Consider the following 16,191-nt stretch of genomic DNA (forward strand, 5'->3'; position numbering starts at 1 on the left):
TTTTGCAAGTAACGGGCCTTTCATAGCGCGCTCTGGGGCTTACCGGTCCGCGATCGCCGCTTCAGCCGCTTCGAGCCACTCACGCCACTGCGCGGCCTGCTCGTCCGCCTTCTTCGCGCGACGCTCGTCGCCCGCCGCACGGGCCTTCTCCGCCTGCGACTCGAACTGCGCGACCCGCTCGCGGAACTGCGCCGCCCTGGCCTGCGCCTCCGGGTCGGTCCGCCGCCACTTGCTGTCCTCGGCCGACTTGACCGCGTCCTGCACGGCCTTCAGGCGGCCGTCCAGTTCGCGGATGCGCTCGCGCGGGACCTTGCCGATCTCGTCCCACTGTTCCTGGATCTTGCGCAGGTGGTTCTTCGCCGCGTCGAGGTTCGAGGCCGGGTCGATCTTCTCGGCCTCGACGAGCAGCTCTTCCTTCTGCTGCGCGTTGGTCGCGAACTCGGCGTCCCGCTCGGAGAACACCGAAGACCGGCGCGCGAAGAACTTGTCCTGCGCGGCGCGGAAACGCTGCCAGAGCGCCTCGTCGCTGTCCTTGGGCGCGCGACCGGCGGCCTTCCACTCGGTCATCAGGTCCTTGTAGCGGCCCGCCGTGTCGCCCCAGTCCGACGACTCCGAGATCGACTCGGCTTCGGCGATCAGTTCTTCCTTGCGGTTCTTGGCACCCACGCGCTGCTTGTCCAGCTCGGCGAAATGCGAGCCCCGGCGCCGGTTGAACGCCTCGCGGGCCTTGGAGAACCGCTTCCACAGCTCGTCGTCGGTCTTGCGGTCGACGCCCTTGACGGTCTTCCACTCGTCCAGGATGGCGCGCAGCCTGTCGCCGGCGGCCTTCCACTGGGTCGACTCGGCGGCGAGCTTCTCGGCTTCGTCGGCGAGGGCCTGCTTGCGGACGACGGCTGCCGCGCGGGCCTCTTCCCGCTCCTGCTTGGCCGAGGCCAGCGACTTTTCGGCGTGGGCGATGACCTGCTCGATACGGCCGCCCAGCGCGGCGATGTCGCCGACGACGGCGGCTTCGGCGAGCCCGTCGCGCAGCTGCGTCGCCGTCGCCAGCGCGTGCTTCGGGTCGCCCGCGCCGGACTCCAGCCGCGTCTCCAGCAGCTCGACCTCGGTGCGCAGGTCGTCGAACCGGCGCGCGTAGTGGAGCAGTCCCTCGTCCGGGCTCCCGGCCTGCCAGACACCGACCGCGCGTTCGCCGTCGGGCGTGGTGACGTAGACCGTGCCTTCGTCGTCGACCCTGCCCCAAGCGGACGGGCTGGGCTCGGCGGGCGGCACGGGGGGTGCGGGGTGCCCGCCACCGAGCGCGTGCGGCACCGGGTGCGGCGCCGGGGTACCGGTGGTCGTGTTCTCCTGGGCCATCGCAGGCTCCTTATCGCCTGTACGCCCGCTGGCGCGGGCGCCCCGCCTAGCGGCGGGGCCGGGTAATGCGTTGCCGTCTTGCTTCGGGGGCATCAACCCCTTGCGGCATTCAAGCAGCTCAGCGTCCACCGTGGAACCGGATGAACCACCCGAGGGCAGTGATCCTACTTCCGGAGGACCCTCCGTGTCGGTGGGTTGCGGGTCGTTCGGGGCGGGGAAGGTAACGTCGGCGGCCGTGATCCGCCGTGTCGCCGTGCTCCCGCAGCCCCCTCTGCTCATCCCCGAACTGGCCGCCGGAGCGGCGGACGAGTGCGCCGAGCTGCGCGAAGCCTGCCTCGCCGCCGCGCGGAGCCTGACCAGCGCTTCGCCGGACTGGGTCGTCGTCGGCGCGGCCGCGGGCGCGCCCGCGGTACCGGAAAACGCGAGCGGCTCTTTCCGGGGATTCGGAGTCGATCTCGGAGTCTCACTCAGCCGGGTGACAACGCCCGAAACGGAGCTGCCCCTGCCCGCGCTCGTCGCCGGCTGGCTGCGTGAGCAGGGTGGCGCGTCATCCGTCCGAGTCCATCTCGTCGACCCCGCGACCCCTCCCAGCCAGTGCGAACTGTTCGGCCGCGAGCTGGGGGAGCCCGCCGCGGTGCTCGTCCTCGGCGACGGTTCGAGCAGGCACGGTCCGCGTTCCCCCGGTGGTGAGGATGAGCGCGCTGAGGGTTTCGACGCCGGGATCCGCGACGCGCTGGCCAAGGCCGACACGGGCGCGCTGGCCGCACTCGATCCGGCCTTGGCCGCCGAACTCGGGGCAGGGGGCCGCGCGCCTTGGCAGGTCCTCGCCGGACTGGCGGACGGCGACTGGACCGCCGACGTCCTCTACTCGGCCGCGCCGTACGGCGTCGGCTACCACGTCGCGGTCTGGGAGCGGGCATGATCCGGCCGGTCGCGGTCGTCGGGCCCACGGCGACCGGGAAGACCGCGCTGGCGGTCGAACTCGCCCTCACCCTCGGGGGCGAGGTGGTCAACGCCGACGCGCTGCAGTTGTACCGGGGGATGGACATCGGGACGGCCAAGGCGACCGCCGAGGAGCGGCGAGGCGTGCCGCATCACCTGCTGGACGTCCTCGACGTCACCGAGACCGCCTCCGTGGCCGCGTACCAGCGCGACGCGCGAGAGCGCATCGAAGACCTCCTCGCCGCCGGTCGCGTGCCGGTCCTCACCGGCGGGTCGGGGCTCTACGTCCAGGCCGTGCTCGACGACCTCAAGTTCCCGGGCACCGATCCGGACGTGCGTGCGCGGCTGACCGCCGAAGCCGACGAGATCGGCGTCGCCGCGATGCACGCCCGGCTCACCGGACTGGACCCGATCGCCGCCACCGCCATCCTGCCGACCAACACCCGCCGCATCGTGCGCGCGCTCGAGGTCATCGAGATCACCGGCGAACCGTTCTCGGCGAACCTGCCGAAACCGGGGCCCGCGCGCTACGACACCGTGCTGATCGGCATCGACCGCGAACCGGCCGAACTCGACGCCCGCGTCGACCGCCGCGTGGAGCTCATGTTCGAAGCCGGACTCGTCGGCGAAGTCCGGACGCTGCTGGGCCAAGGACTCCGCGACGGGCTCACCGCGTCGAGGGCCTTGGGCTACCAACAGGTGATCGCCGCCCTCGACGGAGACGAGGACTTCCAGGCCGCCGCCGAGGCCACCGCGCAGGCGACCCGGAGGTTCGTGCGGAGGCAACGTTCCTGGTTCCGGCGGGACAAGCGCATCCAGTGGTTCGACGGCGGTTCGGAGCGGCTGGCCGAGCGCGTCCTCGAAGTGACGGCCCAGTAATCTTGCGCCCATGGGCGGCATCGAATTCCTTAAGGGACACGGCACACAGAACGATTTCGTGCTGCTTCCCGACCCCGACGGCCGCCTCGAGCTGACCGAAGCGCGGGTGGCGGCGCTGTGCGACCGTCAGCGCGGTCTCGGCGCCGACGGCGTGCTGCGCGTCGTGCGCTCGGCGGCTCTGGGTGTGGAGTCGGCAGGCGAATGGTTCATGGACTACCGCAACGCCGACGGATCCATCGCGGAGATGTGCGGCAACGGCGTCCGGGTCTTCGTGCGCCACCTGGTCGATTCCGGGCTGGTGGCCGAGCACGACTTCGTCATCGGCACCCGCGCCGGCGACAGGCCGGTCCAGCTGCACGCGGACGGCTCCGTCACCGTGCAGATGGGACCGGCGGCGATCACCGGCACCTCGGTCACCGTGGTCGCCGGGCAGCCGTTCTCCGGTGTCGCGGTCAACGTCGGCAACCCGCACCTGGTGTCCGTCGTCGAGGACGACGTCGACGACCTGGACCTGCGTGACCAGCCCGACTTCGATTCCGACGTGTTCCCGGAGGGCGTGAACCTCGAGTTCATCAACCTCCTGGGGGACAACGCGCTGAAGATGCGCGTCCACGAACGCGGCGTCGGCGAGACACGGTCCTGCGGCACCGGCACGGTCGCCGCGGTCGCCGCCGCCCTGCACCTCGCGGGTACCGACGCCGGCCGGGCGACGGTCGACATCCCCGGTGGCCAGGTGGTCGTCGAGATCCGCCGCGGCGGATCCACGCTGACCGGACCGGCGGAGATCGTCGCCCGCGGCGAACTCGACGAAGACTGGTGGGTCGCGCTCGGCGGTTAGCCGACCGCGATCGGTTCCGTGGGAAGGTCGCGGAGCTTCCGGAGCGGGGAGAAGACGACCCACAGGAGTGCCGCGGTTTCTCCTGCCACGGCGACCCACAGCGTCGCCCGGATCCCGATCGCCTCACCCAGGACACCGCCGAGCAACCCGCCCAGCGGGAGCATGCCCCAGACGACGAACCGCACACTCGCGTTCATCCGGCCGAGCAGCCGGTCCGGGCACACGGCCTGCCGGTACGAGACCTGCGCGACGTTGTAGACGATGATCCCGAACCCGGCGACCATCGTGGCCACCGGGAACAGGATGATCCGCCAGCCCGGCGCGGTCAGCGGTAGCAGCAGGTAGAACGGCCAGGTCACCAGCGGCACGAGCCAGATCGACCGGGCCTGCCCGATCCGCCGGGTGATGGCGTTGGCGAAGATCGCGCCCGTGATCCCGCCCACCCCGCCGGTCGCGAGCACGAGGCCGACGGCCGCGGGGGACAGGCCCAGTTCCCGGTTCAGGAACAGGATCTCCACCGCGACGAAGACGCCGTTGAACAGGTTGGCCGTCGCCGTGCAGGCGACGATCGAACGCAGCGTGGTGTCGGTGAACACGAACCGCAGTCCCTCGACGATCTGGGGCAGCAGCTTCGTGTCTTCGTGCCGCTCGGGCTCCGGTTCGACAGTGCGGATCCGCAGCAGGAACAGCGCCGAGGTGAGGAAACCGAGTCCGGTCGCGAGCACGGCGTTGGCCGCGCCGATCAGTTGCACCAGCCCGCCCCCGACACCCGGACCGGCCAGGAACGCCACGGACTGGCTGGCCTGGAGCTTCGCGTTGCCTTCGAGAAGATGCTCGCGGCCGACCAGCGTCGGCAGATACGACTGGTAGGCGATGTCGAAGAACACCGTCGCGGTACCGACGAGGGTGGCGACCACGATGAGTTGTGTCAGCGTCAGCGCGTCGGCCCACCAGGCGACGGGGATGCTGAGCAGCAGAACCGCGCGGACGACGTCGGCCCGCAGCATCAGCGTGCGGCGCCGCATCCGGTCCACCCACACCCCGGCCGGGAGCCCGATGATCAGGAACGCGATGGTCTCGGCAGCGGTCAGCAGTCCCATCTGGAACGGCGTCGCGGCCAGGACGGTGGCCGCGAGCAGGGGAATCACGGTATGACCGGCGAACGCGCCCACCTGACTGGCAGTGTCACCGGCCCAGAGCCGCCGGAAGTCCGCGTGGAAGAAGAGGGAGTCTCTGCGCACGACGCCACCTTGGCGCGAGTGATTGGAAACTGTCAATCACTTTCGCTCTAGGCTGTCCCGGTGCCCACTCCACGACGTGCCGCCACCGAGGCCGAGATCGCCGCGATGGCTTCCGGAATAAGGCTGCGCATCATCCGGTTGACGTACTCCGAGGCGCTGACCAACAAGGAACTCGCCGAACGGCTCGATCGGGACCCGGCGACGACGCTGCACCATGTGCGCAAACTCGTCGACACGGGGTTCCTCGAAGCACTCCCGCCGAGGCGCGGCACGCGCGGTGCGAAAGAAATTCCGTATCGCTCGACCGGGTTGTCCTGGCATCTTGATTCCCGCGACAGGGGGATCGATCAGGCGATCTTCGAGGCCTATCTGGCCGAGATCGCCGATGTGGGATTCGACGACGTGCAACAGACACGAATGGTCGTCCAGGTACCGGACGAGCAGATCGCCGAGTTCGAAGCACGGCTGATGGAGCTCGTCGACGACTTCATCACCAGGCCGGTCGACCCGGACGCGAAACGGACGGCGATCTACCTGTCGAAGTATCCCAGCAGGTAATGAATTCGGTCCCGCCGCCGAAACGTGGGACCATGGAGGCACGATGACGGAACTGACACACAACGATCTGAACGACATGGACCCTTCGACCGGCGAATTGGAGCTCGAGGACCGCGCCTCGCTCCGCCGGGTAGCGGGCCTGTCCACCGAACTCGCGGATGTCACCGAGGTCGAATACCGGCAGCTGCGCCTGGAGCGCGTCGTTCTGGTCGGTGTGTGGACCGAGGGCAGCGCCCTCCAGTCCGAGGCCTCGCTCGCCGAACTCGCCCGGCTCGCCGAAACAGCGGGCTCCGAGGTACTGGAAGGCCTGGTGCAGCGGCGGATCCGCCCGGATCCCGCCACCTACATCGGCTCGGGCAAGGTCAAGGAACTGCGCGAAATCGTGGCGGCCACCGGGGCCGACACGGTGATCTGCGACGGTGAGCTCTCGCCGGGCCAGCTGCGCCAGCTGGAGGAGAAGGTCAAGGTGAAGGTCATCGACCGCACCGCCCTGATCCTCGACATCTTCGCGCAGCACGCCCGCTCCAAGGAGGGCAAGGCCCAGGTCGAGCTGGCCCAGCTGCAGTACCTGATCCCGCGGCTTCGCGGGTGGGGTGCGGCGCTGTCCCGGCAGGCCGGTGGCCGGGCGGGCGGCGCCAACGGTGGCGTGGGCCTGCGTGGTCCCGGTGAGACGAAGCTCGAAACCGACCGGCGGCGGATCAGCAAGCGCGTGTCGAAGCTGCGCCGTGAGATCGCCGCGATGGACACCATCCGCGAGACCAAACGCGGTCGGCGGGTGGCCAACGAGGTACCGAGCGTCGCGATCGTCGGCTACACCAACGCCGGCAAGTCGAGCCTGCTCAACGCGCTGACCGGCGCCGGAGTGCTCGTCGAGGACTCGCTGTTCGCCACGCTGGATCCGACGACCCGCCGGGCCCAGACGCCCGACGGCCGCACCTACACGCTGACCGACACCGTCGGTTTCGTCCGGCACCTGCCGCACCAGCTGGTGGACGCGTTCCGTTCGACGCTGGAGGAGGCGGCGAGCGCCGACCTGCTCGTGCACGTCGTCGACGGTGCCGACCCGACGCCGGAAGAGCAGGTCAACGCGGTCCGCGAAGTGCTCGCCGAGATCACGAAGCGCCGTTCCGAGCCGCTCCCGCCGGAGCTGCTGGTGATCAACAAGGCCGACGCCGCCGACGAGGTGTCGCTGGTCCGGTTGCGGCACCAGATGGCCGGTTCGGTGCAGGTGTCGGCACGGAAGGGCACCGGGATCACCGAACTCGCCGAGGTGATCGCGGAGCGGCTGCCGAGGCCGGAGGTCATGGTCGAGGCGCTGATCCCGTACTCGCGGGGCGAACTCGTCTCCCGCGCCCACGCCGACGGCGAGGTGCTGGAAGAGGAGCACGTCGAGACCGGCACGCGGCTGCTCGTCCGGGGCAGGCCCGAGCTGGCCGCGGCGCTGAGCGACTTCCAGACGGACGGCTCGGCTCTGTAAGCAAGTACGTACAACCTCGTGAGTGGTAAAGACGGTTAGAACCGTCTTTACCACTCACGAGTCGCTGTTCGCTGAACGTGGCCTACGCGACATTCCGCCCCATCTCGGCGTTCGCACCGAACTGCGCGCCGTCCCGGACGTCTCCGTAGTGTGGGGCTTCAGGGGTTCCACGGTACGGAGGTGGATGTGCGGGGGATTGTCGCGGCGACGGTCGTGCTGGCGGCGTTCATCGGCGGGGTCGCTCCCGCTGCGGCGCAGGAGGTCCCGGCCCCGCAGCCGGTGTGCAAGAACAGCGATTCCCGGCTCAGTGAGCTGTCCGGCCTCGTTTCGGACGGCGATCACCTGTACGCCCTCAACGACGGCGGCACCAAGACGCAGGTCTTCGTGCTCGGCCGCGACTGCAAGGTCCAGAAGGTCATCTCGGCCGCGACGGATCCTTACGATCCCGAAGACCTCGCCCGCACCGCGGACGGCACCCTCTGGCTTTCCGACACCGGCGACAATCGCAAGCGGCGGGACACGGTCGCGCTGATCTCGCTGACCCCGCAGGGCAAGGCGACGCTGCACCGGCTCACCTATCCCGACGGCCAACACGACGTCGAAGCGCTGATCATGGATCGCTCGGGCACGCCGTACCTGATCACCAAGGATTTCTTCGGCAGCTCGAAGGTGTACCGGCCGACAGGGCCGCTCGCCAGTCCCGGGCCGACCCCGTTGGAGAACGTGGGTTCGCTGCAGATCAAGGAAACCTCGACGCCGGGCGGGCCCGGCGGGTCGATCGGTTCGATGACGGTGACCGGTGCGGCCTCGATGGCCGACGGGTCGGTGGTCGCGTTGCGCACCTACACCGACGCCTATCTCTACGCCGTCACCGACGGAGACCTGAAGAGCGCGTTGCAGCGCGAACCCGTGCGCGTGCCCCTGCCGAACGAGAAGCAGGGGGAGGCGCTCGCCTTCGACCCGGACGGGACCCTGCTGTCCGGCGGGGAGGGCGTCGGAGAGCAGATCCGCGCGGTGAAGGGCGCGGCGGCACTGGCCGTGGACGCGGCCAAATCCGAGGGGAGCACCTCGGGCGGAACGTCCGCGGCCGCCGGTCAAGGCCAGGAATCCGGTTTCCCGTACGTGCAGGTCGGTATCGCCGCGATCGTGGTGATCGGCGGCCTCCTCCTGGTCGGCAGACTCCGCAAACGGCGCGCCTGACCGAGGAGGACGTGCCCTGCCGAAGCTTGCCGGGTCTGACCCGTGGTCTCGTCCGACCCCGGGATCCCGGCGTGCTCCGGCTTTGGACTGAACGGCTCTGGACTGAAAGGCTCCGGACTAAAGCCTGCGGAGAACGGCGACGACCTTGCCGAGGATCGTGGCGTTGTCACCCGGGATGGGGTCGTACGCCTCGTTGTGCGGCATCAGCCAGATGTGGCCGTCCTTGCGCTTGAACGTCTTGACCGTGGCCTCGCCGTCGATCATCGCCGCCACGATCTCGCCCGGGTCGGCCGTGGGCTGCTGGCGCACGACGACCCAGTCGCCATCGGTGATGGCGGCGTCGATCATCGAGTCACCGGTGACGCTGAGCAGGAAGAGCTCACCCTCACCGACGATTTCCCTCGGCAGCGGGAAGACGTCTTCGATCGCCTGCTCGGCCAGCACCGGCCCACCGGCGGCGATCCGGCCGACGAGAGGCACGTACGCGGCCTTCGCGGCCGACTGCGGCTGCTCGACGTCGATGCCCATCGGGTTGTCGTCCGTCGTGGCGAGCACCCCGACCGCGCGCGGGCGGTTCGGGTCGCGTCGCAGATATCCCTTGCGCTGCAGGGCCTGCAACTGGTGCGACACCGACGAGGTGGAGGTCAGCCCGACCGCCTCGCCGATCTCACGCACACTCGGCGGGTAACCGAACCGGCTCACCCACATCTTGATCACGTCGAGCACCTGCTGCTGCCGCACGGTCAGGGTCTCGTCCACCTCGTAGACCTCGGGCAAGGCGCGCACCTTACCCGAGCCCCTAGGCGCGTTCTTCGCCTTGCTCTCCTTAGCCACCGTCGTGCTCCTTCATCTCCTGCGCCGCCTCCCAGTACGTCCGGTTTCCCGGACCGACTTCGCGTGTCTTCGCCGGTGGCGGACGATCTTGCCGCCCACGGCACCGGCGGCGTCCGCATAGCAGACGCCCTGGTCAACGACGTTAGCCCGACGGGACGACGATTTCAAACATCTGTTCGATGGACACGCCGTGTCGCTCGATTTTTGTCGGTGGAAGGTGGTACACATTCGCACGGACGTTCGATAGAACGCCTGTTCGACCTTGATCGCCGGGTCCGCCCGGCGCTGGACCTGAGTGAAGCAGGACTGCGAGGAGGTTCCGATGTCGATTCTGGCCGACCGAGGACTGGTGCGACCCAGTTCCCCCGGGCCCGTTCCGGCAGGGGTGACCCGGCCCGTGCGGGTGGTGCGGGGCAAGCGCGCCGAACCCCTGCGCCCGCCGACCAGGGCACGGGTCGTGGCGGGCCGCCGTCCCGGTGTCGCCACCGCCTCCCCGGCGTGCCCGGCGCCCCGGAGGCTCCCGCTCCGATGGCCGTCGCTCGTCGCGATGGCCTTGTTGATCGCCGGACTCGTCACCGGATTGGGTCTGTTCTTGGCCGGTGTTCCCGGCGCCGCGGTACCCGAACGGACCACCACGGTGTCCGTTTCCACGGGGGAGACCCTGTCGGATCTCGCGGCGCGATTCGCGCCAGGCAGCGACACCGGCGCGGTCATCGCCAAGATCAAGGAGCTCAACTCCCTGGAAGACGCCGTTCTCGTGCCCGGACTGCCGCTCACGGTCCCGGTCGCGGCCGAGGTCGAGAGGGGAGGGAAGTGACCCGGGGGACCGCTCTCACCCGCCGTGGGTGACCTCCCCGTTCGTGTCTGATCGACCCTGCCGTTGCGCTTGCGTGCGTCCGACCTGCGATCTAGTCTCCACCGCTATATGTAGTAGTTACATGGCTGTAGTTGGTCCATAGCTTGGGGTAGACTCGGCACCAGTTGTCCACAGCTGGCCGGTGTTCACCCACCGGATGTCCACAGATCGATCCACATGTCGATCTTTCCGTCGTTGCGTGGCGACGGGAGCGGGCGTCCACTCGGGACCGGCCGGCGCGGAGGGGAAGGTGATCGGCGGATGAGGTGCCCGTTCTGCCGGCATGCGGACTCTCGGGTCGTCGACTCCCGAGAGGTGGATGAGGGTCAAGCGATCCGGCGGAGGCGCTCGTGCGCCGCTTGCGGCCGGCGTTTCACCACTTCGGAGACGATGGTGCTCGCCGTCGTCAAGCGTTCCGGGGTCACCGAGCAGTTCAGCCGGGACAAGGTGGTCCGGGGGGTGCGCCGCGCCTGTCAAGGCAGGCCGGTCGACGACGACGCGCTGCAGCAGCTCGCTCAGCGGGTCGAGGAGTCGATCCGATCGGCGGGGCTGGCGGAGATCCCGAGTCACGAGGTCGGCCTGGCGATCCTGGGCCCCCTGCGCGAACTCGACGGCGTCGCCTATCTCCGGTTCGCCAGTGTCTACCGCTCCTTCTCCTCGGTCGAGGACTTCGAGAAGGAGATCTCGGACCTTCGTGAGGCCATGGCTGCCGCACCGGACGAGAGCGATCGAGACGCGAAAGACGGCTGATGCCGCCTCCCGCGTGGGAGTGAGGGAAGACCCATGACCGAGACCGTGGGATCAGGCAACCCGGCCACAGCGCGGACGAGTGGGAAGAAGAAGCAGGCCGGTGGGCTCACCGTGCGGCGTGTCTTCACCACCGAGGGCGTCCACCCGTACGACCAGGTCACCTGGGAGTCTCGGGACGTCGTGATGACGAACTGGCGCGACGGCACGGTCAACTTCGAGCAACGCGGTGTCGAGTTCCCCGACTTCTGGTCGGTCAACGCGACGAACATCGTCACCAGCAAGTACTTCCGCGGCGCCGTCGGCTCGGCCCGGCGCGAGCAGAGCCTCAAGCAGCTGATCGATCGCGTCGTCCGTTCCTACGTCGGCGCGGGGCGCGAACACGGCTACTTCGCGAGTCCCGCCGACGCCGAGGTCTTCGAGCACGAGCTGACCTGGATGCTGCTGCACCAGGTGTTCAGCTTCAACTCGCCGGTGTGGTTCAACGTGGGCACGACGTCGAAGCAACAAGTCTCGGCGTGTTTCATCCTTTCGGTTGACGACACCATGGAGTCGATCCTCAACTGGTACCGCGAGGAAGGCCTGATCTTCAAGGGCGGCTCCGGGGCAGGCCTGAACCTTTCACGCATCCGTTCCTCGCGTGAGCTGCTGTCCTCCGGCGGCACCGCGTCCGGCCCGGTCTCCTTCATGCGCGGCGCCGACGCCTCCGCGGGCACCATCAAGTCCGGTGGCGCCACCCGTCGCGCGGCGAAGATGGTCGTCCTCGACGTCGACCACCCGGACGTCGAGGAGTTCGTGCAGACCAAGGCGCGCGAAGAGGAGAAGATCAAGGTCCTCCGCGACGCCGGGTTCGACATGGACCTCTCCGGCTCGGACATCACCTCCGTCCAGTACCAGAACGCGAACAACTCGGTCCGCGTCTCCGACGAGTTCATGCAGGCCGTCGAGAACCAGGGCGACTTCGGCCTGCGGGCCAGGATGACCGGCGAGGTCATCGACCGGGTCGACGCCAAGAAGCTGTTCCGCACCATCTCGCAGGCAGCCTGGGAGTGCGCGGATCCGGGCCTGCAGTACGACGGCACGATCAACGACTGGCACACCTGCCCCGAATCGGGCCGGATCACCGCGTCCAACCCGTGTTTCCCCGGTGACCAGCGGGTGGTCACCGACGCTGGTCTAGTGCGGATCGGCGACCTCGTGTGCCAGGCAGCCGCTGGTGAACGGTTCGCCGTCTACACCAACGACGTGACCCATGCTGACGACCCGGTGGCCAGGATCGTTGCGACAGAACCGACGAGGTACATGGTCACCGGCACCAATGAGATCGTCGAACTTCGTTTCAGCGACGGCTCACGATTGCGGTGCACACCCAACCATCGGGTATGGACCGCGAACCAGGGCTGGGTGCACGCCGACCGGCTCACCGCGGAAGACCGGGTCGTACGATCGATCGAATACGCTCCGAGTCCGTACGCTTCCGCAGCATTGCCGCCGCTCGCGGTGCAGGTGGCGCATCAAGCGCGTGGCAAGGCTCTTCGTGCGGTACCGGAGAAGTGGGACACTGGGCTGGCTCATTATCTAGGCTGGTTGGTCGGAGACGGTTGTCTGACAGATGTGGGCGCGACGACGGTCTATGGGAGTGAATGGGAGCGAGATGTCCTCATGCCGAGGCATCGTGCCCTGCTGGCTTCGATCACCGGCTTCGAAAGCAAGCCCAGCCGACAGTCCAATGGCACGGTGCAACTCAGGGCTAGGCGGGGTCGTTTCGGCCTGATGCTCAAGGCGCTCGGGGTTTCGACAGGGCGTTCTCCTGCCAAAGTGGTCCCGGAGTCGATCTACGTCGCTCCTGAGGACATCGTGGGCGCGTTCCTGCGCGGCCTTTTCGACGCTGACGGTTGTGTGGTGAACCAGGAGCAGAACGGCACCCGATACGTCGGCCTTGCCAGTCGTTCAGAGGAACTCTTGATCGGTGTCCAGGAGCTGCTGGCCAGCCTCGGTATCCGGGGGCGTATCTATCGCACGGGTACGAAGGCGGCGTCGTTCCGGTATGTCACCAAGAACGGCGACGAACGCGTCTACGGTAGCGACGGCGAGAGCTTCGACCTCCGGATCACGGGCAGGCATATGGCCGGATTCGCCGAGCTGATCGGATTCGAACACAGCGAGAAGTCCGCCAAACTGGCTGATGTCACGGCCGGCCACGGCCATTACTCCGTCGACGAGACGGTTCGGCTGGTTTCCCGGGTTTCTCGAGGTTTCGAGACTACGTTCAATCTGACCGAGCCCCGCAATCATTCGTACATCGTCGGCGGGACTGTGGTCGCCAACTGCTCCGAATACATGCACCTGGACAACTCCAGTTGCAACCTCGCCTCGCTGAACCTGCTCAAGTTCGCCACCGCCGACGGTGGTTTCGACGCGCAGCAGTTCGCGAAGGCCGTCGAGCTGGTCATCACCGCGATGGACATCTCGATCTGCTTCGCCGACTTCCCGACCGAGGCGATCGGCGACACCACGCGCAAGTTCCGGCAGCTGGGCATCGGGTACGCGAACCTCGGCGCGCTGCTGATGGCGCTCGGGCACGCCTACGACTCCGACGGCGGCCGCGCGCTCGCCGCCGCGATCACGTCTTTGATGACCGGCGTCTCGTACCGGCGTTCCGCCGAACTCGCCGCGGTAGTCGGGCCGTACGAGGGTTACGCGCGCAACGCCGAAGCGCACCAGCGGGTCATGCGCAAACACGCCGCGGCCAGCGAACTGGTGCGGACCTATCACGCCAACGACGCCGCGGTCCGCGCGCTCGCGACCCAGGAATGGAAGCGCGGCATCGAACTGGGCGAGATCAGCGGATGGCGCAACGCGCAGGCGAGTGTGCTGGCGCCCACCGGATGCCTGACCGCGGACACCCTGGTCACCACCGACCGCGGACTGGCCCGGCTCTCCGAACTCGGTGATCTGTACGGGGACCACTGGCAGGACGTCGAGTTCACCGTCGCGACCGACGAAGGCCCGCGCCAGGCCACGAAATTCTTCGTCAATGGCGAGGAGCCCACTCGCCGGATCGAGACCAAGGGCGGATATCGGATCCAGGGCACGCTCGCCCACCGGGTCAAGGTAGTGGAGCCGGAGACCGGATCCTGGGTCTGGAAACGACTCGCCGACATCCGGTCCGGCGACCTGGTACCCCTGCAACTGGGCGGTCTGGTCGGCGATCCCCGCCGGGTTCCGCTGCCGGTGCTCGACCAGGCGTACTACGCGGGTGACCGTGATATCCGGGTGCCGGACGAGGTCACCGCCGATCTCGCGGAACTGGTGGGGTACTTCGAAGGCGACGGCAGCCTGCACGCGAAGGGCGTTCGGCTCTGCGTGGCCGACACCGATCTGGATGTCGTCGACCGCTTGCGAATTCTCAGTAAGGATCTCTTCGGTCTGGAACCCGCGGTCCGGCAGTGTCAGGGCTACCAGGAGGTCACCCTTCAGTCCGTCCGGCTGGCCCGCTGGTGGCAGGCGGCGGGATTCGCGAAGGACCTCCCCGGTCCCGACCACGCCGGCAAAGGATGGACTCCGCGGGTCCCCGCGAGCATCCGGGAGACCAACGATCCCGCGGTGTACGCTGCGTTCCTGCGCGGGGTCTTCGAGGCGGACGGGACCGTGCTCGAAGGAGTTCCGAGCGTCTCCACTTCCTCGGAGCTTTTCGGCGAAGACCTGCGGAGCCTGCTGCTGGCCCTGGGCATGGTGACCACGACCCGCCGGACGACCAGCGGGTTCGGCGGGACGATTCTGCAGATCCGGCTGCGCAACGTCGACCACGCGATGATCTTCGACGAGATCGTCGGTTTCATCAGCGAACGCAAGGCGCGGTCGTTGGTATGCCTGGAGCCGAACGGATCGGCCAAAGGCGATCGAGTGCACCTTCCGCGGCCCCGGCTCGGCCGGGCGCTCGAGTACCTCTTCGAACCCGTTGAGTCCAATGAGGACGGTGGCGTCCAGCCCACTTACGACCTGTCGGTGCCGGACAACGTCACCTATGTCGCCAACGGCTTCGTCAGTCACAACACCATCGGCTTCATGATGGACTGCGACACGACCGGCATCGAGCCGGACTTCTCGCTGGTCAAGTTCAAGAAGCTGGTCGGCGGCGGTTCGATGCAGATCGTCAACCAGACCATCCCGCGCGCGCTGACCGCACTCGGCTACCAGGCCGAACAGGTCGAAGCGATCGTCGAGTACATCGCCGAGCACGGGCACGTCGTCGACGCCCCCGGCCTGCGCCCCGAGCACTACGAGGTGTTCGACTGCGCGGTGGGGGAGCGGTCCATCGCGCCGATGGGCCACGTCCGGATGATGGCCGCGGTGCAGCCGTTCCTGTCCGGCGCGATCTCCAAGACGGTCAACATGCCGGAGTCGGCGACCGTCGAAGAGGTCGAGGAGATCTACTTCCAGGGCTGGAAGTACGGACTCAAGGCGCTCGCGATCTACCGCGACAACTGCAAGGTCGGCCAGCCGCTGTCGTCAGGCAAGAAGGAGAAGGCCGAGCCCGAGGCCGAAAAGGTCGTCGAGTACCGGCCGGTCCGCAAGCGCCTGCCGAAGAAGCGTCCGAGCCAGACGGTGTCGTTCACCGTCGGCGGCGCCGAGGGCTACCTGCACGCCGGCTCCTACCCGGACGACGGGCTCGGCGAGATCTTCGTGAAGCTCGGCAAGCAGGGCTCGACCCTGTCGGGCGTGATGGACGCGTTCTCGATGTCGATCTCCGTCGGCCTGCAGCACGGGATCCCGCTGGAGTTCTACGTTTCTAAGTTCTCCAACCTGCGCTTCGAGCCCGCCGGCATGACCGACGACCCGGACATCCGAATCGCCACCAGTGTCATGGACTACCTGTTCCGCAGGCTTGCGCTGGACTACCTGCCGTACGAGAAGCGTGCGCAGCTCGGCATCTTCACCGCCGACGAGCGTTCCGCGCAGGTCGAGGCGACCTACGGCGCCACTCCCGCCGCCGAACCGGAGAACGTCGACATCGACGCCCTTCGGTCCACTGTGGACTCGTCGTCGGCGGACCCCGCCAAGCGGGTCGCGCACTCGACGGCGGAACTGGTGGAACTGAACCTCGGCACCGCTTCCGACGCGCCGCTCTGCATGACCTGCGGCACCAAGATGCGGCCCGCCGGTTCGTGCTACGCCTGTGAAGGGTGCGGAGCGACCTCCGGCTGCAGCTGATCTTCCGCGAGTGTCATGAAAGGGGCTTTCAGGACGAATAGTGTCCTGAAAA

The 16,191-nt window shown here is 68.2% G+C and carries 12 protein-coding genes; 9 read left to right on the top strand and 3 right to left on the bottom strand.

Features of this window, described 5'->3' with window-relative positions:
• Positions 1 to 39: 39 nt before the first annotated feature.
• Positions 40 to 1,353, bottom strand: a complete 1,314-nt coding sequence (locus tag BKN51_RS04405) for a DUF349 domain-containing protein (protein WP_101606396.1) — start codon at positions 1,351 to 1,353, stop codon at positions 40 to 42.
• A gap of 235 nt (positions 1,354 to 1,588) precedes the next feature.
• Here BKN51_RS04405 and BKN51_RS04410 point away from each other — a divergent pair, with 235 nt between their 5' ends.
• The 3 genes from BKN51_RS04410 to dapF are packed head-to-tail and all read left to right on the top strand — an operon-like array spanning position 1,589 to position 4,012.
• A complete protein-coding gene (locus tag BKN51_RS04410; protein ID WP_101606397.1) occupies positions 1,589 to 2,275 on the top strand; it encodes a class III extradiol dioxygenase subunit B-like domain-containing protein in 687 nt (228 codons plus the stop codon).
• Positions 2,272 to 3,174 (top strand): tRNA (adenosine(37)-N6)-dimethylallyltransferase MiaA, encoded by a 903-nt coding sequence (gene miaA / locus BKN51_RS04415; protein WP_174720392.1) that lies wholly within the window; start codon positions 2,272 to 2,274, stop codon positions 3,172 to 3,174. Before BKN51_RS04410 ends, miaA begins: the two co-directional genes overlap by 4 nt.
• A 10-nt stretch (positions 3,175 to 3,184) precedes the next feature.
• The gene (dapF, locus tag BKN51_RS04420; RefSeq protein ID WP_101606398.1) at positions 3,185 to 4,012 is read left to right on the top strand and encodes a diaminopimelate epimerase; all 828 of its coding nucleotides are present in this window, start codon (positions 3,185 to 3,187) and stop codon (positions 4,010 to 4,012) included.
• On the opposite strand, the gene BKN51_RS04425 is transcribed toward dapF, so the two are convergent.
• Positions 4,009 to 5,253: an MFS transporter gene (locus BKN51_RS04425; protein ID WP_101606399.1), complete on the bottom strand. Its 1,245-nt coding sequence runs from the start codon at positions 5,251 to 5,253 to the stop codon at positions 4,009 to 4,011. The two genes, dapF and BKN51_RS04425, sit on opposite strands and share 4 nt — an antisense overlap.
• A 60-nt stretch (positions 5,254 to 5,313) precedes the next feature.
• On the opposite strand from BKN51_RS04425, the gene BKN51_RS04430 reads away from it, so the two are divergent.
• The 3 genes from BKN51_RS04430 (at position 5,314) to BKN51_RS04440 (ending at position 8,488) form a co-directional block, all read left to right on the top strand.
• Complete coding sequence (locus BKN51_RS04430) at positions 5,314 to 5,811, top strand: ArsR/SmtB family transcription factor (protein WP_101606400.1); 498 nt, start codon at positions 5,314 to 5,316, stop codon at positions 5,809 to 5,811.
• A gap of 43 nt (positions 5,812 to 5,854) precedes the next feature.
• On the top strand, positions 5,855 to 7,288 hold the full coding sequence (gene hflX, locus BKN51_RS04435; protein ID WP_101606401.1) for a GTPase HflX: 1,434 nt from the start codon (positions 5,855 to 5,857) through the stop codon (positions 7,286 to 7,288).
• Positions 7,289 to 7,474: 186 nt separating this feature from the next.
• Positions 7,475 to 8,488, top strand: coding sequence for a hypothetical protein (locus BKN51_RS04440; protein WP_101606402.1), 1,014 nt, complete (start codon positions 7,475 to 7,477; stop codon positions 8,486 to 8,488).
• A gap of 117 nt (positions 8,489 to 8,605) precedes the next feature.
• On the opposite strand, the gene lexA is transcribed toward BKN51_RS04440, so the two are convergent.
• The gene (lexA, locus tag BKN51_RS04445; RefSeq protein WP_101606403.1) at positions 8,606 to 9,322 is read right to left on the bottom strand and encodes a transcriptional repressor LexA; all 717 of its coding nucleotides are present in this window, start codon (positions 9,320 to 9,322) and stop codon (positions 8,606 to 8,608) included.
• 322 nt (positions 9,323 to 9,644) lie between these two features.
• Here lexA and BKN51_RS44105 point away from each other — a divergent pair, with 322 nt between their 5' ends.
• The 3 genes from BKN51_RS44105 (at position 9,645) to BKN51_RS44110 (ending at position 16,139) form a co-directional block, all read left to right on the top strand.
• Positions 9,645 to 10,139 (top strand): LysM peptidoglycan-binding domain-containing protein, encoded by a 495-nt coding sequence (locus BKN51_RS44105; RefSeq protein ID WP_233224253.1) that lies wholly within the window; start codon positions 9,645 to 9,647, stop codon positions 10,137 to 10,139.
• A 300-nt stretch (positions 10,140 to 10,439) separates the two neighbouring features.
• Positions 10,440 to 10,928 carry a transcriptional regulator NrdR gene (gene nrdR, locus BKN51_RS04455; protein WP_026467942.1) on the top strand — a complete coding sequence of 163 codons (489 nt, stop codon included), beginning with the start codon at positions 10,440 to 10,442 and terminating at the stop codon, positions 10,926 to 10,928.
• A 33-nt stretch (positions 10,929 to 10,961) separates the two neighbouring features.
• Complete coding sequence (locus BKN51_RS44110) at positions 10,962 to 16,139, top strand: LAGLIDADG family homing endonuclease (RefSeq protein WP_101606404.1); 5,178 nt, start codon at positions 10,962 to 10,964, stop codon at positions 16,137 to 16,139.
• Positions 16,140 to 16,191: the final 52 nt, after the last annotated feature.

Source organism: Amycolatopsis sp. BJA-103 (assembly GCF_002849735.1).
Classification (GTDB): Bacteria; Actinomycetota; Actinomycetes; order Mycobacteriales; family Pseudonocardiaceae; genus Amycolatopsis.